Below are 25,798 nucleotides of genomic sequence, written 5' to 3' on the forward strand. Positions count from 1 at the left end.
GCTTCCCTCGATGATCCGCTTCTTGAGGACCTTCAGATGACCCGTATCGGAACTCCATTGTCGCCCACCGCGACCCGCGTATTGATGTGTGGCTGTGGCGAGTTGGGCAAGGAAGTGGTGATCGAGCTGCAACGCCTGGGCGTTGAAGTGATTGCCGTGGATCGCTACGCCAACGCGCCGGCCATGCAGGTGGCGCACCGCAGCCACGTGATCAACATGCTGGATGGTGCTGCCCTGCGTGCCGTGATCGAGGCCGAGAAGCCGCATTTCATCGTCCCGGAAATCGAAGCCATCGCCACCGCGACCCTGGTGGAGCTGGAGGCCGAAGGTTTCACCGTGATCCCGACCGCCCGCGCCGCGCAACTGACCATGAACCGCGAAGGCATCCGTCGCCTGGCCGCTGAAGAGCTGGACCTGCCGACCTCGCCGTACCACTTCGCCGACACCTTCGAGGACTACAGCAAAGCCGTTGAGGACCTCGGTTTCCCATGCGTGGTCAAGCCGGTCATGAGTTCCTCGGGCAAGGGCCAGAGCCTGCTGCGCAGCGTCGATGACGTGCAGAAAGCCTGGGACTATGCCCAGGAAGGTGGCCGTGCCGGTAAAGGTCGGGTGATCATCGAAGGCTTCATCGATTTCGACTACGAAATCACCCTGCTGACCGTGCGCCACGTTGGCGGCACCACCTTCTGCGCGCCGGTCGGTCACCGTCAGGAGAAGGGCGACTACCAGGAGTCCTGGCAGCCGCAGGCCATGAGCCCGATTGCCCTGGCTGAATCCGAACGCGTCGCCAAAGCCGTGACCGAAGCCCTGGGTGGCCGTGGTCTGTTCGGCGTCGAGTTGTTCATCAAGGGTGATCAGGTGTGGTTCAGCGAAGTCTCGCCGCGCCCGCACGACACCGGCCTGGTCACGCTGATCTCCCAGGACCTGTCGCAGTTCGCCCTGCATGCGCGGGCCATTCTCGGCCTGCCGATCCCGTTGATCCGTCAGTTCGGGCCATCGGCTTCGGCGGTGATTCTGGTGGAAGGGCAGTCGACCCAGACCGCTTTCGCCAACCTCGGTGCCGCCTTGAGCGAGCCGGATACCGCGCTGCGCCTGTTCGGCAAGCCTGAAGTCAACGGCCAGCGCCGCATGGGCGTGGCCCTGGCGCGCGACGAATCGATCGAAGCCGCCCGCGCCAAGGCGACCCGTGCTTCGCAGGCGGTTGTGGTAGAGCTGTAAAACTTCTCGGGCAAGTCTGCAATCCCTGTGGGAGCGGGCTTGCCCGCGAAGGCGTCGGCACATCAAACTAGGTGTTGACTGACCCACCGTCTTCGCGGGCAAGCCCGCTCCCACAGGATCGGTGCCAGGCATCAGGTCAGGGTCGACCTATAATTTGTGGATGCCCAAGACCCTTCATCAATGCTCCAGGCCTGTACCCATGAATTCCCAAAGCATCATCGTCCCGAAAATCTCCACCCTGCCGGTGCACGAGCCCCGGGCCCGGGCCGTTGTGCGCTGGCTGGTGCGCAAGAACATCATCCAGGAAGAGCTGACCACCTGTGGTCGCACCGGCAATCGCATGGCCCATGCCATCGCCGACGGTGCCCGCGCAGTGGTCCTGCACCCCGAAGCCCTGCCGTTCGGCGAGCCGGTCAATGGCCTGGAGATCATCACCAAACGCTGCATCTATACGCCGGCCAAGGGTTTCCTTGAAGAAGCCGGCTGCGCCGAGTGTCGCAAGGAGGTCGGTGAAGCCCTGTTCGAAAGCCTGGAAGACTGGATGCCGGGGCGCACCGATAACTTCACCTGTCCGGAATGCGGGCATGAAGACGACATCAACGGCTTTCTGTTCCTGCAGGAATGCGGCTTCTCCAACCTCGGATTCATCTTCAACAACTGGGCCGAAGCCGGGTTCAAACAGAGCTTTCTCGACGAATTCGCCGATTGGCTGGATCAGCCCGTGAGTTGGGTGAAAGTAGAACTCTGAACCCTGTAGGAGCGAGCTTGCTCGCGATGAACTTTCAGGCCACGCGGGTTTCCAGGCAACCCGCATTATCGTTCACGACCATCGCGAGCAAGCTCGCTCCTACAAAAAAGCGCCCCGTATGTCAGTAATGCCAATAATAGTCAGAGTTTTACATTGAACCCGAGGGGGTGTCTGACTATAATGGCGCGCTTCCATTTTCCCGCTCGGGAGCCCCCGCGATGCTGCGTATCAGCCAAGAAGCTCTGACATTCGACGACATTCTCCTAGTGCCCGGTTATTCCGAGGTGCTTCCTAACGAAGTCAGTCTCAAGACCCGCCTTACCCGTGGCATCGAGCTGAATATTCCACTGGTCTCCGCTGCCATGGACACCGTCACTGAAGCCCGTCTGGCAATTGCCATGGCTCAGGAAGGTGGTATCGGCATCATCCACAAGAACATGACCATCGAGCAGCAAGCTGCCGAAGTGCGCAAGGTCAAGCGTTACGAAGCCGGTGTGGTCAAGGACCCGATCACCATCGTCGCCGACGCTACCGTGCGCGAACTGTTCGAACTGACCCGCCTGCACAACATCTCCGGCGTTCCGGTGCTGCACAATGGCGACCTGGTCGGCATTGTCACCTCCCGTGACGTGCGTTTCGAGAACCGTCTGGAAGCCACTGTCCGTGAAGTGATGACGCCTAAAGAGCGTCTGGTCACGGTCAAGGAAGGCGCCGACAAGAACGATGTGCGTGAGCTGCTGCACAAGCACCGCATCGAGCGCGTGCTGATCGTCGACGACAAGTTCGCCCTCAAGGGCATGATGACCGTCAACGACATCGAAAAAGCCAAGGCTTACCCGCTGGCCAGCAAGGACGATCAAGGTCGTCTGCGCGTTGGCGCTGCCGTCGGTACCGGTAAAGACACCGGTGACCGCGTCGCGGCCCTGGTCAACGCCGGCGTTGACGTGGTGGTGGTCGACACCGCTCACGGTCACTCCAAAGGCGTGATCGACCGCGTTCGCTGGGTCAAGCAGAACTTCCCTGAAGTGCAGGTCATCGGCGGCAACATCGCCACCGGCGCTGCCGCCAAGGCCCTGGCCGAAGCTGGCGCTGACGCGGTCAAGGTCGGTATCGGCCCTGGCTCGATCTGCACCACCCGTATCGTCGCCGGTGTCGGCGTACCGCAAATCAGTGCCATCGCCAACGTCGCCGCTGCCCTTGAAGGCACTGGCGTGCCGTTGATCGCCGACGGCGGCATCCGTTTCTCCGGTGACCTGTCCAAGGCCATCGTGGCCGGTGCCTCCTGCGTGATGATGGGCTCGATGTTCGCCGGTACCGAAGAAGCACCGGGCGAGATCGAACTGTTCCAGGGCCGTTCGTACAAGGCTTATCGCGGCATGGGCTCGCTGGGCGCCATGTCCCAGGCCCAGGGTTCGTCCGACCGTTACTTCCAGGACTCCTCGGCAGGCGCCGAGAAGCTGGTTCCGGAAGGCATCGAAGGGCGTGTTCCGTACAAGGGCACCCTGAGCGCCATCATCCATCAACTGATGGGCGGCCTGCGTTCTTCCATGGGCTACACCGGTAGCGCCAACATCGAAGAAATGCGCACCAAGCCCGAGTTCGTGCGGATCACCGGCGCCGGCATGGCCGAGTCCCACGTCCACGACGTGCAGATCACCAAGGAAGCGCCAAACTACCGCGTAGGTTGAGCCTTCCAGCAAAAAGTTAACGACCGGGGCTGTTTTATTCAGCCCCGAGTTGTTTCTGAATCACGACTGTTTCCGAATTTTTTAGACGAGACTGAATCATGGCCCTCGACATTCACGCTCACCGCATCCTGATCCTCGACTTCGGTTCCCAGTACACCCAGCTGATCGCCCGCCGCGTGCGCGAAATCGGTGTGTACTGCGAACTGCATCCGTTCGACATGGACGAAGATGCGATCCGCGAGTTCGCTCCTAAAGGCGTCATCCTCGCCGGTGGCCCGGAGTCGGTTCACGAAGCCAACAGCCCTCGCTGCCCGCAAGCCGTTTTCGACCTGGGCGTGCCGGTCTTCGGTATCTGCTACGGCATGCAGACCATGGCCGAACAACTGGGCGGCAAGGTTGAAGGTTCCGAGCTGCGTGAGTTCGGTTACGCCCGCGTAGACGTGGTTGGCAAGAGCCGTTTGCTCGACGGCATTGAAGACCACATCGACGCCGACGGCCTGTTCGGCCTCGACGTATGGATGAGCCACGGTGACAAAGTCACCCGGATGCCGGAAGACTTCCACATCCTGGCCAGCACCCCGAGCTGCCCGATCGCCGGCATGTTCAGCGACGAGCGCCGTTACTACGGCGTGCAGTTCCACCCGGAAGTGACCCACACCAAGCAGGGCGGTCGCATCCTGTCGCGCTTCATCCTCGACATCTGCGAGTGCGAAGCGCTGTGGACCCCGTCGAAGATCGCTGAAGACGCCATCGCCCAGGTTCGCGCCCAGGTCGGCACCGACAACGTCCTGCTCGGCCTGTCCGGCGGTGTCGACTCGTCCGTGGTTGCCGCACTGCTGCACAAGGCCATCGGCGATCAGCTGACCTGCGTGTTCGTCGACAACGGCCTGCTGCGCCTGCACGAAGGCGAGCAGGTGATGGCCATGTTCGCCGAGAACATGGGCGTCAAGGTGATCCGCGCCAACGCCGAGGACCAGTTCCTCAACAACCTGGCCGGCGAAGCCGACCCGGAGAAGAAGCGCAAGATCATCGGCCGCACCTTCATCGACGTGTTCGATGCCGAATCCTGCAAGCTGGACAACATCAAGTACCTGGCCCAGGGCACCATCTACCCGGACGTGATCGAGTCGGCTGGCGCGAAAAGCGGCAAGGCCCACGTGATCAAGTCGCACCACAACGTGGGCGGCCTGCCGGAAGAAATGAACCTGAAACTGGTCGAGCCACTGCGCGAACTGTTCAAGGACGAAGTCCGTCGTCTGGGCCTCGAGCTGGGCCTGCCGTACGACATGGTCTACCGTCACCCGTTCCCGGGCCCGGGCCTGGGCGTGCGCATCCTCGGTGAAGTGAAGAAGGAATACGCCGACCTGCTGCGTCGCGCCGACCACATCTTCATCGAAGAACTGCGCAAGGCCGACTGGTACCACAAGGTCAGCCAGGCCTTCGTGGTATTCCAGCCGGTGAAATCGGTTGGCGTGGTCGGCGATGGCCGTCGTTACGCCTGGGTCGTGGCCCTGCGTGCCGTGGAAACCATCGACTTCATGACCGCGCGTTGGGCTCACCTGCCTTACGAACTGCTGGAAACCGTATCCGGCCGCATCATCAATGAAATCGAAGGCATCTCCCGCGTCACCTACGACGTGTCGAGCAAGCCGCCGGCGACCATTGAGTGGGAATGATCCCGCGCCAGCCTTGATGTTCTGAAGGCTGGAACACAAAAACCGTGTGAAATCCGATTTCACACGGTTTTTTTGTGCGCCGGTTACAGCGGTTGCGACCAGCCGGCCAGTGTCATGCCCATCTGATCCAGCCCATTCAATAGCGCTTTCATGCTGCCAAAGCGCTTGCCATTGATCGAAGGCCATTCGGGGCGTTCGATGTAGAAGCGGCCGTTATCGTTCTCGATGAGCGTACGCACGACTGCATTGCTGCGGCTGCGGTGCACCAGGAAGGTCATGCGCGGTTGCAGTTTCAAGGTGTACATCCCGCGGTGGGGCAAGGCCGCTTCGATTTCCGACTGGGTCTGCGCTGTCCATGGCGTTGCCATTCGCAGGAGCAAATCACCTTTGACCAAGGCGCTGCGATCGAACGCGGTTCCGCCCAACGGCAGTATTCTTCCCGGGTCGGCCTCGATGCCCACCGGGGCGCCTTCGGCGACATCTTCAACGCGTATGCCGATGGCTTCTTCCAGTTCGCTGACGCCCGCCACGCCTTCGAAGGTGTTGGAGTGGGAGTTGCCCATCAGCGCCACCCATTTGTGCGCGCCACGCAGGGCCTGGTCGCTGCGGATGATCGAGCGGGCGAAGTAGTTCATCATTTTCTGTCGCGCCGTGGGCTCAACCGCAGGCTCCAGCGATCCGACCTTCTCCATGCCGTTGAGCCGGTAGCTTGCCATGCAATCGATGGCCTGCACCCGAATCTTGAAACGGCGCGCCTGTTTGACCAGTTGCAGAAACGTATCGCGCCCCAGCGGGTCGGTCATGTTGCCGACATCGAGTGCGTTGAGGTAGCTCTCCAGATCTTTCGCCATCGTCCCTGTTTCGAAAAACGTATCCAACGCCGCTTGATGGAAATCGGTCAGCAGATGTTCCATGTACAGGGTCTTCACGTTCTTGTTGGCCAGCAGCTCCATGTTCTCGATCAGCCATTGTTTGCTGGCGATGGAGCTATGGCTTTCGCCGATCACCAGGCCTCGAGCATGTTCGAGGCTTTTCGCGATGATGTCTTTGGCACTGGCCTCGGGAGCAAGCGCCGGGATCGGCGGACGTGCGGGAAGTTGTAGCTCGGCGTAAAAGCGCACGGCATCGCGATGCAGGCGTTTTCTGATCGCCTTGAAGTCGCGGTAGGGATCGTGCTCGTTGAGGCTGTCGTAGAAGTCGCGTAACGACTCGTCGTCCTGGCCGTTCGCGCCACCTTTCAGTTCGGCCTTCAACTGCTCGGGCATGTCGTACTCCGAGGCGGGCAAGCGCAGCATGGGTGTCTTGCCACCACCGTTGAGCCCGCCGCGCGGCATGGTTTGCCATTCACCCTGAGCGTTCAGGCGCACGGGGATCGAGTTGGAGAACGCGTGAGGGTTTTCCGGGTCGATGACGGCCCAGTGCCCGCCGCCGTTGAGGTCGGCTTCCCAACGCACGTAGTAAGGCGTGTGATCGAGCATGATGGCGGTTGAAGGGTTGGAGTTGAGTCGATAGATGCCCTGGAATTTTCCGGGCTCATCGACCATCGTTTCACCTTCAAGCAGTTCGTTGGCCTGCCAGTTGGAGGGAATGGTCGGGCGCGGGATCTCAGGCAACGTCTCTGCCGCGTCTTGAAGTACCGGCCAGCCCATTGGCCGCATGCCTTTTGCGATCAGTGCCTGTTTCAGTTCCTCGTAATTATCCACCGTCATCGACTCGTAGGTCGGCGCGAGTGGGGTATCCAGATTGATCCTGCCGCCGGGAGTCAAACGGATAACACTGTCGGCCATGCGCCCCTCGGCGTTGCGATAAACCACCAGCACGCTGCTGCGGTAGCGCTGGAAGGTGAACATCCCCGGTTCCGGCAACAGCGCCCGCAGGTCTTGTGGCGTTCTGTAGGCCCACGGGGTTTCCACTTGCACACGCCAGTCGCCTTTGATCCAGTCCTGGAGGCTGTCGGGATCGGCCACACCGTCCGTTTCAAAAACGGGGGAGTCCGGATAGTCGGCAAACTCTACCGCTATCCCGGGATCGGCGCTGACGGGCAGTGCCTGTCCCGGCGTGACGTCAGCGATGCGCACACTCAATGCATCGGTCTGTTCGCTGATGCCTTGGTAACCTCTGAATGCCGTCATGTTTTCTTGATTGACCAGGGCAACCCATTTCGACGACTCCTTCAATTGTTCGTTGAAGTTGATCACTTCACTGGCGAAAAAACCTCGCACCATCTGGTTCTGCGGTTCCGGGTCGAACGGGTCGTCATTGACGTTGTAAGTGGTGGACATGTCGATGGCCTGCACCCGGATGCGCTGGGCATTGGCCGCTTTCACCAACTGTTTGAGATTGAATTGACCTTCGGGATCGTTGCCCGCCTTCAAGTCGAGTTTGTTCAGGTAGTTCTCCAGTTCTTCGGACATCTCTGCGTTGCGGGCGAAGGCGTCCAGGTCGAGCTGATTGGCGTTCGCCAGCAGTTCCTGCAAGTACAGCGTCTTGACCCCACGCCGAGCCAGTTCGGGCATGTTCTCGATCAGGAACTGTTTGCTGCCGATGGCGCCGCGGCTCTCGCCGAAGACCAGCCCCGGCTTGCTTGCGAATGCAGTGTCGAGCAATTGCGCCGGGGTTTCGATCAGTTCGGCAGCAGGCCTCGGCAGGCGGAGCGTCGGTGGATGAAGCTGGTAATGCGCGTTGGCATCGCTGATCAGGTTTCGGCGAGGTACATCCTGGGCCAGATCGAACTCGCTCACCGACACCGTTGCCCCTGATTCGGTGGTGAATGCCGTGCGCACCTCGGCGCCGCCGAGTGCCCAGCTCCGCATTTCGGGGTCATCCAGTCCGGGCACATGAATGCCCTCCGATCGCGCCCACTCTTCGACGACGGGCGCGCCCGTTGCGCTTGCATCCGGTACCGGTGGCACGTCCATACCGCCCTGCAACCCCAGGCGCGGAATGACTTCCCACTTGCCATCGGCGGCCAGACGCACGGGAATCGAACCGGAAAGGGCGTTGGGATTGGCCGGGTCGATGATGGCCCAGTGGCCGCGACCGTTGAGATCGCTTTCATAGCGCACGTAGTACGCGCTGTCGTTGAGCTCGATCGCGGTGGACGGGTTGGACGCGAGCTGATGAATGCCCTGGAACTTGCCGGGCTCTCGCATCAGCGTGTCCTCGGACAACGGCACGTCGATCCTGAAGTTGTCCGGCAGCGTTGGCGTGCGCTCGGTGGGCAGACCGGTTTCCCTCGGTGCTGGTTTAACCGCGGGTTCGGTCGATTCAAGCAGATCGGACATTTCCTTGGCTTCGGCGGCTTCGATATCAGGGCCGATTTCCTCCAGCGAGCCCGGGCCCTTTAGGACCAGCAGGTTGAACAGCAAATCAATGCCGCTGAGCACCGCACCGAGGATCCCGGCCTTGCGCTCCTGCGCGGTTTTGCCATTCACCGCTTGATCGATGTTCAGACCGATACTGGCGATGCTGGCGCCGATCACGGGCAGGGCGACCGGCCAACCGACCACCGCCATCGGGCCGAAGACTTTCATACCGGCGCTGAGGTAGCCGAGCCAGAGTTTTTTGCGCAGGTCGCCATTGGAGGTCAGCGAGAGCGCGGCTTCGGCGAACATCGCGTCCTTGGTCGAGTCGCGCAGCCAGGTGAAGGCATCGCCGCTGACGACCTGATCTTCCTGGTTGATCAGGTGATGATCGTACTGGCCCCAGGAGCTCACCAGCCGGTTCATGAGGTCGGTGATGTTCTCGTCGATTGCCTGCCGGTCAGCCTGGGAGAAGTGCGTCATGAACTGCCGGCGCACTTGTTTCTTGTTCATCTGCTGCAACACCCAGAAGTGCATGTCCGTCGCGGTTTCCAATACCGTGAACGCATTGATCTCACCGGGCAGGTAGACGATCTGCCGCCCCTTGGGCGCGACAATGCGCAGCGCATTGATGGCGACGTAGCCGGCGACATCGAGGCTGCGAACGTTGCCGGCGCATGGGTGCAGCGCTTGCAGCATCTGCAGACTGACGGGCCAGGTGACAGGGCCGATTACGGCTTGAGTGACGTACTGGAAATCCTCGTCACTCAACTGGCCTTTGTCCCGGGCCTTTACGGCTTTGATGAGGAAGTTGCATTTGGCCAGGGTACGGAAATCGTCGCCGGACCGGCTCCAGAAGGTGGTCAGTCGTTCCTCGTACAGCGCGCTGAAATTGATGCTCCAGAAGTCGTTCAGCACTTGGTTGCCATGCAGGCGTACTTCATTGCTTTCGTTGTAGATGTCGGCGTTGGGGCCTGCGGTATAGAAGCCGCCGTACACGTCGAGCAGGTCGGCGTTGTCCTGGTCGCCGACCCGAAAGCGCTGGATCACCAGTTGCGTCAGGGTCATGGTTGACGTGGGCGTGGCGTGTACGTGCTCCCAGCCAGTGAAGGCTTTCGAGCTGCTTTGGGAAGCGTCGAAACGGTGGAAATAGACCTTGTCCGGATCGAGGCCGGTGACGTGGTACTTCGTCAGCAAATTGCTGGCGACTTCGTGGGCTGTGTCCTGCAGGCTCGGGCAGGTCTGGATCACGGTGGTGGCGATTGCCTTGAGGGCGGCCTTGTCGGCGGCGTTGGGCAACGGCTGGGTTTGTGTCGAGTTCATTGCACTCTCTTTCCTTGAGAATTCGAATGCCGAGGATGCTGCCCTCGTTCGATGAAAATGCACTGCATAGTTATGTCTCTTTGTCCGCGGAATGGGTGTAGAGACAAGGCCATCTGCGTCCATCCGCCGCGCTGCCCTTACTGTTTCGCAATCGCAGGTGTATCGTATTCGCCTTTTGCGGGTCCCCGGGGCCTGTCCGATTCGCGAGGTGGTTGGTTAATGTCCTTTTCCCGTCGACAAATACTCGGTGGTCTGGCCGGTCTTGTGGTGGTTGGCGTGGGAGCCGGTGGTGCGTCGCGTTACTGGCTAGGCAAGATGGCCGATGCGGATGCCGGTCACGACTATGAGTTGATCGCCGCGCCGTTGGACGTGGAGTTGGTGGCCGGGCACAAGACCCAGGCCTGGGCCTTCGGTCCGTCGGCGCCGGGCACCGAGTTGCGGGTGCGCCAGGGTGAATGGCTGCGGGTGCGCTTCATCAACCACCTGCCGGTGGCGACCACCATTCACTGGCACGGCATCCGCCTGCCGCTGGAAATGGACGGTGTGCCCTACGTCTCGCAATTGCCGGTGCTGCCGGGCGAGTACTTCGACTACAAATTCCGTGTACCGGATGCCGGCAGCTATTGGTATCACCCGCATGTGAACAGCAGCGAAGAGCTCGGCCGTGGCCTGGTGGGACCGCTGATCATCGAAGAGCGCGAGCCCACCGGTTTCAAGTACGAAAAGACATTGAGCCTGAAGAGCTGGCATGTCGACGAAGTCGGCAATTTCGTCGAGTTCAGCATTCCCCGGGAAGCGGCCCGTGGCGGCACGGCGGGGCGCCTGGCGACCATCAACGGTGTGCCGCAGGCGGTGATCGACTTGCCGGCCGGGCAGATCACCCGGGTGCGCATTCTCAACCTCGACAACACCCTGACCTATCGCCTGAACATTCCCGGCGTCGAAGCGCAGATCTATGCGCTCGACGGCAACCCCATCGAACCGCGCCCGCTGGGCAAGGAATACTGGCTCGGCCCCGGAATGCGCATTTGCCTGGCGATCAAGGCGCCTGCGGCCGGTGAAGAATTGTCCTTGCGCAATGGTCCGGTGCGCCTGGGTACCTTGCGTTCAGTGGCCAATATCGACGCACCGAGCGAATGGCCGCCGGCACTGCCGGCCAACCCGATCGCCGAACCGGACCTGGCCAATGCCGAGAAACTCAACTTCAATTTCGAATGGGTCGGCTCGGTGTCGGTCAACGTCGACAACGGCAAGCCGCCGAGCCTGTGGCAGATCAACGGCAAGGCCTGGGACATCACCGACAAGACCTGCGCCGACCGCCCGATTGCCAAGCTGGAAAAGGGCAAGAGCTACATTTTCGAATTGAAGAACATGACCCAGTATCAGCACCCGATTCACCTGCACGGCATGAGCTTCAAGGTCATCGCCTCGAACCGGCACAAGGTGATTCCGTACTTCACCGACACTTATCTGCTGGGCAAGAACGAGCGCGCGCAAGTGGCGCTGGTAGCGGATAATCCCGGGGTCTGGATGTTCCACTGCCATGTGATCGACCACATGGAAACCGGCCTGATGGCCGCCATCGAGGTGGCGTGATGCGTCAGATTCGTCCCGCCGCCATCATCGACCGCAGCCGTGATCGCGAATTCATGCGTGAAGCCCTGGCCCTGGCCGCCCAAGGCGCGGCCCTGGGCGAAGTGCCGGTGGGCGCGGTGCTGGTGCAGGACGGTGAAATCATCGGGCGTGGCTTCAACTGCCCGATCAGCACCAGCGATCCCAGTGCCCACGCCGAGATGGTCGCGATTCGCGCCGCCGCCGAGGCTGTCAGCAACTATCGCCTGCCCGGCAGCACGCTGTATGTGACGCTGGAGCCGTGCAGCATGTGCGCCGGGCTGATCGTGCATTCGCGGATAACTCGGGTGGTGTATGGCGCGCTGGAGCCGAAGGCGGGGATTGTGCAGAGCCAGGGGCAGTTTTTTACCCAGGGCTTTTTGAATCACCGGGTGTTGCATGAGGGGGGGGTGTTGGCGGAGGAGTGCGGGGCTGTTTTAAGTGAGTTCTTCAAGGCCCGAAGAGCAAAACCTTCAGACTAAACACAGACCCCCCTGTAGGAGCTGCCGAAGGCTGCGATCTTTTGATCTTGCTGTTATTTACGGGCCACAATCACCGCCCGCATCGGTGCCGGCAGCCCTTCAATCGTCTTGCTGTGATCCTCGGGATCGAGGAAGTCACTGAGCGACTGATACTTCATCCACTCGGTCCCGCGCTGTTCCTCGACAGTGGTGGTGCTCACATCCACGCACTTCACATCGCTGAACCCGGCACGTCGCAGCCACAACTCCAGCGCCGGCACCGACGGCAGGAACCACACGTTGCGCATCTGCGCGTAGCGGTCTTCCGGCACCAGCACCTGGTGCTTGTCGCCTTCGACCACCAGCGTTTCCAGCACCAGCTCACCACCCTTGACCAGGCAATCCTTCAGCGCCAGCAAATGCTCGATGGGTGAGCGGCGGTGGTAGAACACGCCCATGGAAAACACCGTGTCGAAGCCTTCTAGGTTCGGCGGCAGGTCTTCGAAGGGGAAGGGCAGGTGCCAGGCGTTCGGTTCGGACAGGTAGCGCTGTACCGCCTGGAACTGGCAGAAGAACAGCCAGTTCGGGTCGACACCGATCACGCTGTCGGCCCCGGCGCCGAGCATGCGCCACATGTAGTAGCCGTTGCCGCAGCCGACATCGAGGATGCGCTTGCCCACGAGGTCCAGATGCGGGGCGACCCGCGACCACTTCCAGTCCGAGCGCCATTCGGTGTCGACGTGCACGCCGAACAGGTCGAACGGACCCTTGCGCCACGGCGACAGGCCCATCAATGCGGAACGCATTTGTGCGCGGGTTTCATCGTCGCAATCGGTGTCCAGCTTCAGGCCGTTGAGCAAATCGACTTCGCTCGGCTGGATCTGCGGCAGGGCGTCCAGCGCGCTTTGCCAGCGCTCCAGGTCGCCATGGCCCTTTTCCATTTTCTTGTCGAGTTGCGCCTGCAGGGTGTTGGCCCATTCGGCCAGCGGCGTGCCGGCCAGACGGCGGGCGAGGGGAGACAGATCAATCATGGCAGGGCAATCAACGAGGCAAAGTTAAGACACTGGAACCACGGCACGACTTTCGAGAACCCGGCGGCCAACAGGCGTTCGCGGTGTTCTTCGAGGCTGTCGGGCTTCATGACGTTTTCGATGGCGCTGCGCTTCTGGGCGATTTCCAGCTCGCTGTAGCCGTTGGCGCGTTTGAAGGCGATGTGCAGGTCGGTGAGCAACGCGTGTTCCTGCTCGTCTTCGAAGCGCAGTTTTTCCGAGAGGATCAGGGCACCGCCGGGCAACAGCGACTGACGGATACGCGTCAACAGCGCGGTGCGTTGGTCCGGGGCGATGAATTGCAGGGTGAAGTTCAGCGCCACCACCGAGGCCGGCTGGAACTCCAGCGCCAGGATGTCGCCCTCGATCACCTCGACCGGCAGCAACTCCTGGAACATCGAATCCTGGCCATTGAGGTATTCGCGGCAGCGCTCGACCATGGCGGCGGAGTTATCCACAGCGATGACGCGGCAACCATCGGTGCGTACATGCCGGCGCAGGGCCTGGGTCACGGCACCCAGGGACGAGCCCAGGTCGTAGAGCACGCTGCCCGGTTGGGCGAACTGCGCGGCGAGCACGCCGAGGTTTTCGACGATGGTCGGATAGCCCGGCACCGAGCGCTTGATCATGTCCGGGAACACCCGCACCACGTCCTCGTTAAAGGCGAAGTCAGGCACCTGGGTCAAAGGCTGGGCGAAAAGGCGATCGGGTTCTTTGCTCACGGCGGTTCCAGCGGTATCGGTGAAAAGGCCGGCATTTTAGCCAAGTTGGCGCGGGGATGCGCGGGTTGTCTGATAAACCGCCAAGCAGCCTGCAAAGTCTTTGTGTTCAGTGATATTGCTATCGCGAGCAAGCTCGCTCCCACAAGGACTGCGCAATACCTGTGGGAGCGAGCTTGCTCGCGATGGGTTTAACGCGGTTTCTGAGTGAATGCCGAGGCAGTGATGCCCCACTGCCCCAGCCAATAACTGAGGATGATCACATAGGGTGCCGCATCGAACGGCACCACGAACCGGCTGATGCCAATCACACTGTCCGAAAACACAAACGCCACCGCACCACCGGCGGCCAGCAGGGCCGAACGCTTGGGCACATCACTGCCAAGCCGCGCCAGCGCGCGCCAGAGCATGGCGCTGATCGCCAGGCCGTAGACGATCACTGGAACCAGTAGTGGCCCCAATCCATGAGAAATCAGAATCCCCAGCAGCACTGCACCAACGCCGAGGGCGATGATCAAGGGTAAAAGAGCCAGACGCCGGCAATCGCTCAAATAGGCTTTCAGATACGCCAGGTGGGCGACCAGAAATGCGCCGAGGCCGAACACGAACAAGTCTCCCGGCAAGGCCAGCAACACGTCGCCGATCAAGGAGAAAATCAGGCCCAGGCTGATCCAGCGCCGATATTCGCCGGGTGGGGCGTCGTGCAGCCAGCCGAGCAAGGCCAGCACCGGCAACGGCTTGACCAGCAGGCACAGCATGGAGGCATGCACGCTCAGGCCATAAAGAAAGGTCACCGCGCCCATCAGCGCCAGAATCAGCCAGCCCACGGTCAGTTAACCGAGATCGCGCAGTCGAACGAGTCCACCGGCAGCACTTCCGGCGCCCACGGCTGTTGCGAGGTCAGGCGCAAACGTCCCGTGCCGGTCGCAAAAGCCTGGAAGCGCCAGGTCGAAACCCCGGCCGAACCGACGATGCCGGCATCTTCCGGATTTCGATACACCTCCGGCCCCAAGGCGTGCAGTACGCCGCCGGCCGAATCCTGGATCGACCAGCGATAACCCGTGGTCGGATTGCTCGGCAGGGTCAGGATCAGGTTTTGGCCGTTGGTGAGTTTCACCGGGCATTCGCTCTGTTTTTCCACAGTCACGTTGTGTGCAGGTTGCGTGGCGCACGCGGCCAGCAAGGCGAGCGCGAGGGGGACAAGCAGGCGAATGGAGGACATAGGGTCGGGGGCTCCGGCGTTCACGACGAACGGCGAGCATAACTTAAGATGAGACAAAGTGTGACAGTCAGCCTGGACGGTGGTGTCAGGACTGACGCCTTCGCGGGCAAGCCCGCTCCCACAGGGATTGAGGGTGCACACAAGTTTTGTGACCGACTCAATTTCCTGTGGGAGCGGGCTTGCCCGCGAAGACGGCAGTACAGGCGCTACAAGAGCATCAGAACAACACCTTCGCCACATCCGCAAACCGCTTGGCAAAGTACACGGTAATCCCCTCCTTCAGGTACTCCGGCAGTTCCTCGAAATTACCCCGGTTGGCCTCCGGCAGGATCAGCTCGAAAATCTTCTGCCGCCGCGCTGCAATCACCTTCTCGCGAACCCCGCCAATCGGCAGCACATGCCCGGTCAATGTCAGCTCACCGGTCATGGCCACGCCTTTTTTCGGTGGCTGGTTGCGTGCCAGCGACAGCAGGGCGCTGGCCATGGTCACGCCGGCGCTCGGGCCGTCTTTCGGCGTGGCGCCTTCCGGCACGTGCAGGTGGACGAAGGCTTCGTCGAAGAACTTCGGATCGCCGCCATAGGACTTCAGGTGCGAGCTGACGTAGCTGTAGGCGATCTCCGCTGACTCTTTCATCACGTCACCCAGTTGCCCGGTGAGCTTGAACCCACGGTTGAGGGTGTGGATGCGCGTGGCTTCGATCGGCAGGGTCGCGCCGCCCATGCTGGTCCAGGCCAGGCCGGTGATCACGCCGACCCCCGCCAGCACCTGCTCGTTGCGGAACACCGGTTTGCCGAGCGACGCTTCGAGATCTTTCGGGCCGAGCTTGATCACCGCTTTTGGGTCGTCGAGCAGTTTCATCACCGCTTTGCGCACCAGCTTGCCGAGGTTTTTTTCCAGCTGGCGCACGCCGGCTTCACGGGCATAGCCGTCGACCAGCGCCTTGAGCGCGCTATCGCTGATGCTCAGGCTGCCCTTGGACACGCCGGCTTTCTCAAGCTGCTTGGGCCACAGGTGACGCTTGGCGATGGCAACTTTTTCTTCGGTGATGTAGCCCGACAGGCGAATCACTTCCATGCGGTCGAGCAACGGGCCAGGGATCGAGTCGAGGGTGTTGGCGGTGCACACGAACAACACCTTCGACAGGTCCATCCGCAGGTCCAGATAGTGGTCGAGGAATTCGACGTTCTGTTCCGGATCGAGGGTTTCCAGCAGCGCCGAGGCCGGGTCGCCCTGGTAGCTCTGGCCCATCTTGTCGATCTCGTCGAGCATGATCACCGGGTTCATCACTTCGACGTCTTTGAGCGCTTGCACCAGTTTGCCCGGCTGCGCGCCGATGTAGGTGCGGCGGTGGCCCTTGATCTCGGCTTCGTCGCGCATGCCGCCAAGGCTGAAGCGATAGAACGGCCGGCCCAGGGATTCGGCGATGGATTTGCCGACGCTGGTCTTGCCCACGCCCGGCGGCCCCACCAGCAGCACGATGGAGCCGCTGATTTCGCCTTTATAGGCACCAACGGCGAGGAATTCGAGGATGCGGTCCTTGATGTCGTCGAGGCCGGCGTGGTGTTTGTCCAGCACCTTGCGCGCGTGCTTGAGGTCGAGTTTGTCCTCGCCGTACACGCCCCACGGCACCGAGGTCGCCCAGTCGATGTAATTGCGGGTGACTGCATATTCCGGCGAGCCGGTCTCGAGGATCGACAGCTTGTTCATTTCCTCTTCGAGGCGTTTCTGCACCTGCGCCGGCAGGACTTTGCCCACCAGCCGCTGCTCGAACTGTTCGAGGTCGGCGCTGCGGTCGTCCTTGGTCAGGCCCAGCTCCTGCTGGATGACCTTGAGTTGCTCCTTGAGGAAGAACTCGCGCTGATGTTCACCGATCTTGCGGTTAACTTCGGCGGAAATCTCTTTTTGCAGGCGCGCGACCTCGACTTCCTTGCGCAGCATCGGCAGGACTTTTTCCATGCGCTTGAGCATCGGCACGCAGTCGAGCACTTCCTGCAGCTCACTGCCGGTGGCCGAGGTGAGCGCGGCGGCGAAGTCGGTCAGTGGCGACGGGTCGTTGGGGCTGAAGCGGTTGAGGTAGTTCTTCAACTCTTCGCTGTACAGCGGGTTGAGCGGCAGCAGTTCCTTGATCGCATTGATCAGCGCCATGCCGTAGGCCTTGACCTCGTCGGTCGGCTCGGTGGGCTGGTGCGGGTATTCGACTTCCACCAGGTACGGCGGGCGATGGTGCTTGAGCCAGGTTTTCAGACGCACACGGGTCAGGCCCTGGGCGACGAATTGCAGTTTGCCGTTTTCGCGGCTGGCGTGGTGCACCTTGACCAGGGTGCCGTAGAGCGGCAGGGCCGAGGTGTCGAAGTGGCGCGGATCTTCCTGGGGGCTGTCCATGTAGAACAGGGCCAGGGAGTGGTGTTCAGACTTGGCCACCAGGTCGAGGGTCTCGGCCCACGGCTCTTCGTTGACGATGACCGGCAGGACCTGGGCCGGGAAGAATGGCCGGTTGTGGATCGGGATGATGTAGACCTTGTCCGGCAGGTTCTGACCGGGCAGGGCCAGGCCTTTGCCGGGTTTGTGCTGTGGGGCGCTTTGCGGATCGGCGTATTCGCTTGGGTCTTCGGGGAATTCTTGCTGGTCGCTCATGGGGGCACCTGCACAATGGGTATGGGTCTTAGATGGGGCAGGTTGGCGGTGGTTTCAACGGTCATTTTCTGCAACGCCGTGTTTCGAAGGCGTGTTCAGCGCAGAGACAGGTTAGCTGGATTTTGCGGCGACACTATCCCCTGTGGGAGCGAGCTTGCTCGCGATGGGGGCATGACAGATACCCTTGAAGTGATTGTCAGACCGCTATCGCGAGCAAGCTCGCTCCCACAGTAGTCCGGGGGTGCCTGGAAATCTGCGGCCACAAAAAAGGCGACGTCCTCACGGGCGTCGCCTTTCGTTTTACTGCCGCTGAAACTTACTCGGACAGTTTGTACGCAATCACATAGTCACCCATCTTGGTGCCCAGTGAGCCGTGGCCACCGACGACCAACAGCACGTACTGCTTGCCGTCCTTGCCGGTGTAGGTCATCGGCGTAGCCTGACCGCCAGCCGGCAGGCGCGCTTTCCAAAGCTCCTTGCCGGTGTTGACGTCATAGGCGCGCAGGTACTGATCCAGCGTGCCGCTGAGGAAGCCGACACCGCCGGCGGTGACTATCGAACCGCCCATGCTTGGCACGCCGAGTGTCAGGCCGATTGGCAATGGCGAACTGTCGCGGCTGGTGCCGTTCTTGCGTTTCCACACGACTTTGCCTGTGGTCAGGTCGATGCCGGCTACATAGCCCCAGGCCGGCGCCTGGCACGGTACGCCGAACGGCGACATGAACGGGTGCATGATCACCGCGTAAGGTGCGCCGGTGTTCGGTTGCACGCCCGCGGTTTCGCTCTCGCGCTTGCTGTCGGCCGCGACTTCGGCGCGAGGCACCATTTTCGAGACGAAGGCCATGTAGTTCGGGCTGGTGAACAGCATCTGGCGAACCGGGTCGACCGAAACGCCGCCCCAGTTGAAGACGCCAACGTTACCCGGATAGATCAGGCTGCCCTGTTCCGACGGCGGGGTGTACTGGCCTTCGTAGCGCAATTCCTTGAACTGGATGCGGCACAGCATCTGGTCGAACGGGCTGGCGCCCCACATGGCTTTTTCGGTCAGTTCCGGGGCCAGCAGGTTCAGGTCCGAACGGGCCTGGGTCGGTGCGGTGTGGTCACCTTTCACGGCGCCTTGTGGAGCCGGGATTTCCTTGATCGGGATGATCGGCGTGCCGTCACGACGGTCGAGTACGTACAGGCTGCCTTGCTTGGTCGGTTGGATCACGGCTGGCTTGATGCCGTCGGCGGTTTTCATGTCCAGCAGGGTTGGCTGGCTGCCGACGTCCATGTCCCACAGGTCGTGGTGAGTGAACTGGTAGTTCCAGCGCACCTTGCCAGTGGCCAGGTCCAGCGCGACCAGGCCGGCACTGAACTTCTCGGCGCCCGGGGTGCGGTCTGCGCCCCACTGGTCAGGGGTCTGGTTGCCCAGTGGCAGGTAGACCATGCCGAGTTTTTCGTCGACGCTGGCCAGCGACCACATGTTGGCCGAGTTGCGGCTGTAGTGTTCGCCCTCTGGCAGCGGTTCGGTCGCGTCAGGATTATTGCTGTCCCAGTTCCACACCAGATGGCCGTCGTGTACGTCAAAGGCACGGATCACGCCGGAGGGCTCGTTGGTCGACTCGTTGTCGGTGACGTGGCCGCCCATGATCACCAGGTCACGGGTGATCGCTGCCGGCGAGGTGGCGTAGTAGCCACCGGGGGTGAACGGTCCGATGCCTTGAGTCAGGTCAACCACGCCGTTTTTACCGAAACCTTCGCAGACCTTGCCGGTGTCGGCGTTGAGTGCGATCAGGCGTGCATCGGCAGTTGGCAGGTACAGGCGACGCGGGCAGGCCTGGGCGACGGCTTTGCCGGCCTCGGAAATCACGGCGGAGGCCGCGTTTTCAGACTGGGCGTAGGCCGCTTCGTCGTAGTACGACACGCCACGGCAGGTCATGTGGGCGAAGCCCTTGAAGCCCACCGGGCTCTTGATCTGCGGGTCGAAACGCCACAGTTCCTTGCCGGTGTCCGGGTCCAGCGCCAGCACCTTGCTATGGGCGGTGCAGGCATAGAGCATGCCGTTGGCCTTGAGCGGGGTGTTTTCGTTGGTCAGTTCCACCGGGTCATCGGCGGTTGGCAGATCGCCGGTCTGGATACGCCAGGCTTCTTGCAGCTTGCCGACGTTGGTCGGGGTGATCTGCTTGAGCGGCGAGTAGCGGTCGCCGAATTCGCTGCGGCCATAGGCCTGCCAGTCGCCTTCGGGCATCTGCGGCGCGGTGCTGGTCATGTCAGCCGAGTCACGACCCAATTCGCCCAAGGTCTCGCCCGGGTGGGTGAACTGGCTGGCCACGGCGGTGACACCGGCCAGGACCACGGCCACGCTCAAGGCGCCCGTGCCCACAGGGGCAGGGCCGTTGATCAGCAATGGACGACGGAACCACGGCAGCAGCATCACCACGCCGAGGGCGAACCACAGTGCGAGGCGCGGCACCAGTTGCCACCAGTCGAGGCCGACTTCCCACAGCGCCCAAACAGTACTGGCGAACAGCACCAGTGCGTACAGGCCCAACGCCGCGCGGCGGGCGGCGATCAGCAGCACGCCACTCAAAGCGATGCCGATGCCGGCCAGCAGGTAGTACAGCGAGCCGCCGAGCATGCTCAGCTTGATCCCCCCGGCCAGCATGGCCAGGCCCATTAGCAGAAGCAGTATGCCGAGCAGGGTCGGCAACAGACGGCTTCGACCCAAGGCACCATCAGTGCTCATAGTGTGATTCTCCGTGATGTTTCAAGTAGACCCGCGCCAGTTCACTGTAGATGACGATCTTGTGCGGGCATGGTTCATAAAACCGGTGTGGTTGACGCAGTCCTTGTAGGAGCGAGCTCTGTGGCGAGGGGGCTTGCCCCCGTTCGGCTGCGAAGCAGTCGCAAAGCATTGCACTCGGTGTGCCTGACACGCCGCAGTTGCAGGTATTGGGGTCGCTTCGCAACCCAACGGGGGCAAGCCCCCTCGCCACATGTCGCTCCCACAGGGTTTTATGGTGTTGCTCAGAACGACGACTGGACCTTGATCCCGCCAATCAGCGCGTCGTCGACCTCGTTCACGCCGCCGGGATGGCGGATGTATTGCAGGTTCGGGCGCACGGTCAGCCAGTTGGTCACGTGCACGCCGTAATAGAGTTCGGCGCTGTATTCGGTGTCCTGGGGTGGCAGGTAGGACGGATTGTCGTAGTCAAAAACGGCATTGGCCTGATTGGTCGCCTCAGCGTTCTTGCGATAGGCCGGGTTGACGTGGACGCGGGCCATGGCAAAACCGATGTCGTCCCTGGACCGTGCGTCGAACAGGCCTTTGTAGACGAGACCGGCCTGGACGTAGTTGTCGATGGCGTTGGTCTTCTTGTCGTGCATCGTGCCGTTGGCGAACAGGCTCAGGCCGCGGGAATGATCGCTGGCCAGGCTGGTGACTTGTTGCTGAAGGCCCAGCCACATGCCGTGTTTGCTCGAGGCGCTGCGGTAGGCTTCGCCACTCAGGGCGGCAGGCTGGCCGTTGCTGTCCTTGTAGACGTCGGTGGCGTTGGCGCTGCTGTAGTAGTAACCGGCGCGGTATTCACCCGGCAGGCCGTTGAGTTTCGGCGTCCACACCAGTTCCACCGGCAGGACCGCGCCCTGGGTGCCGCTGCCGCTGAGCTTGAAGCCGTTGTCGCGATCGAGGTTCGACGGGTTTTGCTCGTACGCGCCGACCTGTGCATAAAGCTCTGGCGTCAGGTGATATTTGACCCGCATTGCCCACTGGCTGACCGGCCAGTTGTACCAGATATCGCCCGCCCAGTTGCCGACCTGGGAGCCGCAGAACGCCAGGTTCTGGAAGTCGCAAGGGAAGCTGTTGAAGTCTTCGCCTTCGCCGAAACGGCCGACCTTGATGTCGAGTTTTTCGTCGAAGAACTTCTGCTGATACCACATCTGTGTCAGGCGCCAGGTCTGGCCGCGACCCCAGACTTCCTGGGCCGAGGTGAAGCCACCGACACGCGGATCGTTGATGCGGTCGTTGCTGATGTTGTTGCCGCTGCGTTCGGTGATAGTCAGCTGGAACTCGGCGTCGTCCCAGCCGAGGATTTTCTGCAAGTCCAGATGGGTGCCCAGGCCGAACTGGTCGCTGTAGCGGGCAGTACGGTCGTGGTCGTAACCGCCGTGCAGGTTGCTGCCCATTTCACCGGTGTAATCGACTTTGAAGTCGTAGCCTTTTTCCGCAAGTTCGCTGCGGGTGCCATTCCAGTCGCCGAGCATCCACGGTGAATCGCTATCGAAGGCCGGAGCCGAGTGAGCGCAAGTGGCAAGGCCCAAAGCGGTGAGTCCGCCTATCAGGTTCAAGGTTTTTCGGCAGGCAACAGGTTTGAAGACAGCGCTGTCTTTCGAAAGCTGGAAATCAGGCATAGAGAAGAAATTCTTGATCTTTTTCTGGGGATTAAACGGAAGAAATGACTAGCAGAAGCGTTTCAGCTAAAGCAGGCGCAAGGATAATGATCTGTTACAAATAGAGAAAGGGCTTTTACTGACATGCAGCCTTTCGGATTTGGTAACAGTGACAAAAGATCGCAGCCTTCGGCAGCTCCTACAGGGGGATCGCATTCCAATGTAGGAGCTGCCGAAGGCTGCGATCTTTTCCGTTTCACCTACATTTAACGTAAGGTGCGCGACTTCCAATTCCCACTCTGCTTGAAGGCCCGGCATGACCGAACACAACATCGACCCGCTGCACGGCGTGACGCTGGAGCAAATCCTCAACGCCCTGGTTGAACACTACGAATGGTCGGGGCTGGCCGAACGCATCGATATCCGCTGCTTCAAGAGCGACCCGAGCATCAAGTCGAGCCTGACGTTCCTGCGTAAAACCCCGTGGGCGCGGGAGAAGGTCGAACGTCTGTATGTGAAGTTGATGCGCACCAAACGACCGCTCTGAACATGGTCAGTCCGTGCGCGTTGCGCCGCCGTTTTGTGGTCGTGGCTACCATGCTCGGCTGGGCGGGATTGAGCATCCAGATGTACCTGATTTTCTATTCGCGCTGGACGCTGGAGGCCAGTCTGATCGGTGGGCTGATGAGTTTTTTCAGCTACTTCACCGTGCTGAGCAACACCCTGGTGGCGACGGTGCTGACCTGTGAACTGACGTCCCGCGAGTCCGCCGCGCGACGCTGGTTTTTACAGCCCTGGGTCAGTAGTGGCGTTGCTGTGAGCATTACTGTCGTCGGCCTGGCGTACAGCGTATTGCTTCGCCATCTATGGCATCCCGAAGGCTGGCAATGGCTGGCCGATGAGCTGATGCATGACGTCATGCCGCTGCTGTTTCTGGGGTATTGGTGGTTCTGCGTACCGAAAGGCTCGTTGCGCTGGGGGCATATCGCGTTGTGGGTGATTTATCCGCTGGTGTACTTCGCTTACTCGCTGCTGCGCGGGCATGTGCTGGCGACCTATCCGTACCCGTTCATTGACGTGGACAAACTGGGTTATCCACAGGTGTTCATCAATGCCGGGGGATTGTTGGCAGGGTTTGTGGTGATCGCGTTGTGGGTGGTGGCGCTGGATCGGTGGCGCGCTCGAATGTAACCGCGGATAAGGCGGTGTGGAGTGCTTTTTGTGGCGAGGGGGCTTGCCCCCGTTCGGCTGCGTAGCAGTCGTAAAATCTGCTCATACGGTGATTCAGAAACACCTCGTCGCTGGTTTTAGCACTGCTGCGCAGCGCAACGGGGCGGTGCGGCGATCCGACAAGCCCCCTCGCCACACAGGGTAACCCTGTCACTCCTCGTCAGTGTCATCCAGTCGCCAATAGCCCACCGCCTTGACGAACTGCTCATCCAGCCCATGCTCATCGAGCAACACCCGACGAATCCGCCGCGACACCTTGCTCTCGGTCGCCACCCACGCGTAGAGGCTGCCGGCCGGCACCTGGATCTGGCGCACGGTGGTCAACAGATTGTCCTTGCCACCTTCGCGCAGCACCCAGATCACGTTGACCTCGGCAGCGCTTTCCAGCACCTGCTGCTCCTTGCCGTTTTCCACTTCCACGATCACCAGCGCACGGCGGTTGGCCGCCAGGCTTTCGAGCCGCCGGGCGATGGCGGGCAGGGCGGTTTCGTCGCCGATCAGCAAGTAGCTGTCGAACATGTCCGGCACGATCATCGAGCCCCGCGGCCCGCCGATGTGCAGGAACTGCCCCGGTTTGGCCTGTTCGGCCCAGGTCGAGGCAGGGCCGTCGCCGTGCAGCACGAAGTCGATGTCCAGTTCCAGGGTGTTCAGGTCATAGCGGCGCGGCGTGTAGTCGCGCATCTCGGGCAGCGGGCCGTTGTCCTTGCCGGCGCCCAGCACCAGGGTTTCCAGGGCCGCAGCCTGCTCGGCGTTCTGCGGGAACAACAGTTTGACGTGATCATCGGTACCCAGGCTGACGAAGCCTGCCAGCTCCGGCCCGCCCAGGGTAATCCGGCGCATGCGCGGGGTCAGGTCGACCACGCGCAACACCTCCAGGCGACGGCGTTTGATTTCGTGCATGACGCGGTGAATGGTTTGCGCGATCACTTCAGTCATTCGGCTTTCTCCTGAACGGGTTGAACGGCAGGGCCGTCGACGATGGCTTTGGCGGTGTCGTTGAGCAGGGCCGCGACGCGCTGGATTTCTTCCGCGCTCCAGCGGCCGTGGTGCAGTTGCAGGGCATGGCGCAGGTTGTGCACCGCCTCGTGGATTTCGGCCGGGCGATCATGACCGCGCAACGAACGCTTGCTGACATCGATGCGCACCCGCACACCTTCAAGGGCGACGGCTTGCTCGGTCAGCGACTGGCGTCCGGCGTCGGTCACGCTGTAGCGTTTTTTCCCGCCTTCGGCGTCGCCGGTAATCAATTCGCTTTCTTCAAGAAACGTCAGGGTCGGGTAGATCACGCCGGGGCTGGGACTGTAGGCGCCGTCGAACATGCCTTCGATCTGGCGGATCAGGTCGTAGCCGTGGCACGGCTGTTCGGCGATCAACGCCAGCAGCAGCAGTTTCAGGTCGCCGGGGGCAAATACCCGCGGGCCACGACCACCGCGTTCGCGGCCAGGGCGTTTCTCGAAGCCGTCGCGGCCGTCGCCGTGTTCGCGGTGGGGGGAATGATGGTCTCTCATTTTTTTCGTTCTCTCTCGTCGTGTTTAGATACAACTTAAGATATATCTTTAGTGGTCCGCAAGACCCCCCGACCAACGGCTGATCACCATGCCAGGCGAAACCGCCACTGAAAATGGCGCTTTCGCGGCGCCGAAAAAGGCTTTTAAGACGCGCGAACAAGTTGAAATTAGTGTTAACTCTCTAAATTAACGATTCACGCCTTAATACATTGGATTTGTAATACTCCTCCTACAGAAGTTACTGTGTCGTTGTCGACCTTAATTGCCTGTGCATTGGCTTTATGTAGTCTGAATCTGACAGCAGAACAGTGACTTTAACAATATTCAAGTATTTTTCATGCCATGGTCGTGGCCCTTTGGCTACGCGCTTTGAGGAACTTGCCTGCTTACTTTCCAGATTGTTTGATCGATCATCTTTCGGCGTTGATAGTTGCGCTGGAACATCACTGCTCGTGACTGTTTTGCTTCAGCGAAACTTTCAATACTTAGATCCTTTTTTTAAACGACAGGTACTGAAAGATGTTCAAGAAAATCGCGTTCGCTGCTCCTCTGGCTGTTCTGGCTCTGAGTTCCTCGATGGCGTTTGCCGCCACCGAAGCCAAACACTCCATCAGCATTGTGGCCCATGTTCCATCCGACGATTTCTACGCGGTGCCGGTTGATTCGGACCTGGTCAACAAAGACCAGGACATGAGCTACAACCCGGGTACTGATTCCATGAAGACCGTCGACGGGCACTTTGATGTGCTGCACACCGCCGGCAAAGTGAACGCCCGCCTGGAAGGCGTGCCGAAACTGATCGCCGGGAACAAGACCATCGACCTGAAAGTCGAGCTCAACGGCAAGACGCTGACCACCAATTCGCAGGAAGTTGTTGGCGAAGCTGAGTCCAACGTCCGCTATCGTGCGCCGTTCAAGATCAGTGCACTGGGCGGTAAACCTGATGCAGGTGATTACACCGGTGTCGTCATGCTGGTCGTTGAACCTTCCGTATAAGTAACAGCTGCGACGGTAAAGCGTTTACTTGCTCAAAGTAA

The 25,798-nt window shown here is 61.1% G+C and carries 19 protein-coding genes; 9 read left to right on the forward strand and 10 right to left on the reverse strand.

Going from position 1 to position 25,798, the window contains the following annotated elements; genetic code table 11:
- Positions 1-36: 36 nt before the first annotated feature.
- The 4 genes from purT (at position 37) to guaA (ending at position 5,330) form a co-directional block, all read left to right on the forward strand.
- Positions 37-1,218 carry a formate-dependent phosphoribosylglycinamide formyltransferase gene (gene purT, locus KW841_RS12430; protein ID WP_007982831.1) on the forward strand — a complete coding sequence of 394 codons (1,182 nt, stop codon included), beginning with the start codon at positions 37-39 and terminating at the stop codon, positions 1,216-1,218.
- Between the two features lie 199 nt (positions 1,219-1,417).
- On the forward strand, positions 1,418-1,966 hold the full coding sequence (locus KW841_RS12435; RefSeq protein WP_007973932.1) for a hypothetical protein: 549 nt from the start codon (positions 1,418-1,420) through the stop codon (positions 1,964-1,966).
- Between the two features lie 218 nt (positions 1,967-2,184).
- Positions 2,185-3,654, forward strand: coding sequence for an IMP dehydrogenase (gene guaB, locus KW841_RS12440; RefSeq protein ID WP_218476314.1), 1,470 nt, complete (start codon positions 2,185-2,187; stop codon positions 3,652-3,654).
- A 98-nt stretch (positions 3,655-3,752) separates the two neighbouring features.
- Complete coding sequence (guaA, locus tag KW841_RS12445; RefSeq protein ID WP_007973927.1) at positions 3,753-5,330, forward strand: glutamine-hydrolyzing GMP synthase; 1,578 nt, start codon at positions 3,753-3,755, stop codon at positions 5,328-5,330.
- A gap of 83 nt (positions 5,331-5,413) precedes the next feature.
- On the opposite strand, the gene KW841_RS12450 is transcribed toward guaA, so the two are convergent.
- Positions 5,414-9,955, reverse strand: a complete 4,542-nt coding sequence (locus tag KW841_RS12450; RefSeq protein ID WP_218476317.1) for a membrane-targeted effector domain-containing toxin — start codon at positions 9,953-9,955, stop codon at positions 5,414-5,416.
- 219 nt (positions 9,956-10,174) lie between these two features.
- Between KW841_RS12450 and KW841_RS12455 the strand changes: the two genes are divergently transcribed.
- Positions 10,175-11,551, forward strand: a complete 1,377-nt coding sequence (locus KW841_RS12455; RefSeq protein WP_218476320.1) for a multicopper oxidase family protein — start codon at positions 10,175-10,177, stop codon at positions 11,549-11,551.
- Positions 11,551-12,048: a tRNA adenosine(34) deaminase TadA gene (tadA, locus tag KW841_RS12460; protein WP_007973921.1), complete on the forward strand. Its 498-nt coding sequence runs from the start codon at positions 11,551-11,553 to the stop codon at positions 12,046-12,048. The genes KW841_RS12455 and tadA overlap by 1 nt, the downstream gene beginning before the upstream one ends.
- A 53-nt stretch (positions 12,049-12,101) precedes the next feature.
- Here the strand turns inward: tadA and cmoB are convergent, their stop codons facing one another.
- From cmoB to KW841_RS12495, 7 genes are all read right to left on the reverse strand, one after another.
- Positions 12,102-13,058 (reverse strand): tRNA 5-methoxyuridine(34)/uridine 5-oxyacetic acid(34) synthase CmoB, encoded by a 957-nt coding sequence (gene cmoB, locus KW841_RS12465; protein WP_218476323.1) that lies wholly within the window; start codon positions 13,056-13,058, stop codon positions 12,102-12,104.
- Complete coding sequence (cmoA, locus tag KW841_RS12470) at positions 13,055-13,798, reverse strand: carboxy-S-adenosyl-L-methionine synthase CmoA (RefSeq protein WP_218476325.1); 744 nt, start codon at positions 13,796-13,798, stop codon at positions 13,055-13,057. The genes cmoB and cmoA overlap by 4 nt, the downstream gene beginning before the upstream one ends.
- Before the next feature lie 188 nt (positions 13,799-13,986).
- Positions 13,987-14,622: a lysoplasmalogenase gene (locus KW841_RS12475; protein WP_218476328.1), complete on the reverse strand. Its 636-nt coding sequence runs from the start codon at positions 14,620-14,622 to the stop codon at positions 13,987-13,989.
- A 2-nt stretch (positions 14,623-14,624) separates the two neighbouring features.
- Positions 14,625-15,017, reverse strand: coding sequence for a protease inhibitor I42 family protein (locus tag KW841_RS12480; RefSeq protein ID WP_218476330.1), 393 nt, complete (start codon positions 15,015-15,017; stop codon positions 14,625-14,627).
- A 217-nt stretch (positions 15,018-15,234) separates the two neighbouring features.
- Positions 15,235-17,652: an endopeptidase La gene (lon, locus tag KW841_RS12485; RefSeq protein ID WP_256357808.1), complete on the reverse strand. Its 2,418-nt coding sequence runs from the start codon at positions 17,650-17,652 to the stop codon at positions 15,235-15,237.
- 316 nt (positions 17,653-17,968) lie between these two features.
- On the reverse strand, positions 17,969-20,380 hold the full coding sequence (locus tag KW841_RS12490) for a glucose/quinate/shikimate family membrane-bound PQQ-dependent dehydrogenase (protein ID WP_218476333.1): 2,412 nt from the start codon (positions 20,378-20,380) through the stop codon (positions 17,969-17,971).
- Between the two features lie 281 nt (positions 20,381-20,661).
- Entirely contained in the window at positions 20,662-22,044 is a 1,383-nt protein-coding gene (locus tag KW841_RS12495; RefSeq protein ID WP_218476335.1) for a carbohydrate porin, read from the reverse strand.
- A 295-nt stretch (positions 22,045-22,339) separates the two neighbouring features.
- Between KW841_RS12495 and KW841_RS12500 the strand changes: the two genes are divergently transcribed.
- On the forward strand, positions 22,340-22,570 hold the full coding sequence (locus KW841_RS12500) for a VF530 family DNA-binding protein (protein ID WP_007975135.1): 231 nt from the start codon (positions 22,340-22,342) through the stop codon (positions 22,568-22,570).
- 2 nt (positions 22,571-22,572) lie between these two features.
- Positions 22,573-23,214, forward strand: coding sequence for a Pr6Pr family membrane protein (locus KW841_RS12505; RefSeq protein WP_218476336.1), 642 nt, complete (start codon positions 22,573-22,575; stop codon positions 23,212-23,214).
- Positions 23,215-23,403: 189 nt separating this feature from the next.
- On the opposite strand, the gene KW841_RS12510 is transcribed toward KW841_RS12505, so the two are convergent.
- Positions 23,404-24,189: a siderophore-interacting protein gene (locus tag KW841_RS12510; protein WP_218476338.1), complete on the reverse strand. Its 786-nt coding sequence runs from the start codon at positions 24,187-24,189 to the stop codon at positions 23,404-23,406.
- Complete coding sequence (locus KW841_RS12515) at positions 24,186-24,761, reverse strand: PadR family transcriptional regulator (protein ID WP_007975131.1); 576 nt, start codon at positions 24,759-24,761, stop codon at positions 24,186-24,188. The genes KW841_RS12510 and KW841_RS12515 overlap by 4 nt, the downstream gene beginning before the upstream one ends.
- Before the next feature lie 519 nt (positions 24,762-25,280).
- Here KW841_RS12515 and KW841_RS12520 point away from each other — a divergent pair.
- Positions 25,281-25,757, forward strand: coding sequence for a CS1 type fimbrial major subunit (locus tag KW841_RS12520; RefSeq protein WP_007975130.1), 477 nt, complete (start codon positions 25,281-25,283; stop codon positions 25,755-25,757).
- Positions 25,758-25,798: the final 41 nt, after the last annotated feature.

Source organism: Pseudomonas sp. PDM28, assembly GCF_019219115.1.
Taxonomy (GTDB): Bacteria; Pseudomonadota; Gammaproteobacteria; order Pseudomonadales; family Pseudomonadaceae; genus Aquipseudomonas; species Aquipseudomonas laurylsulfatiphila.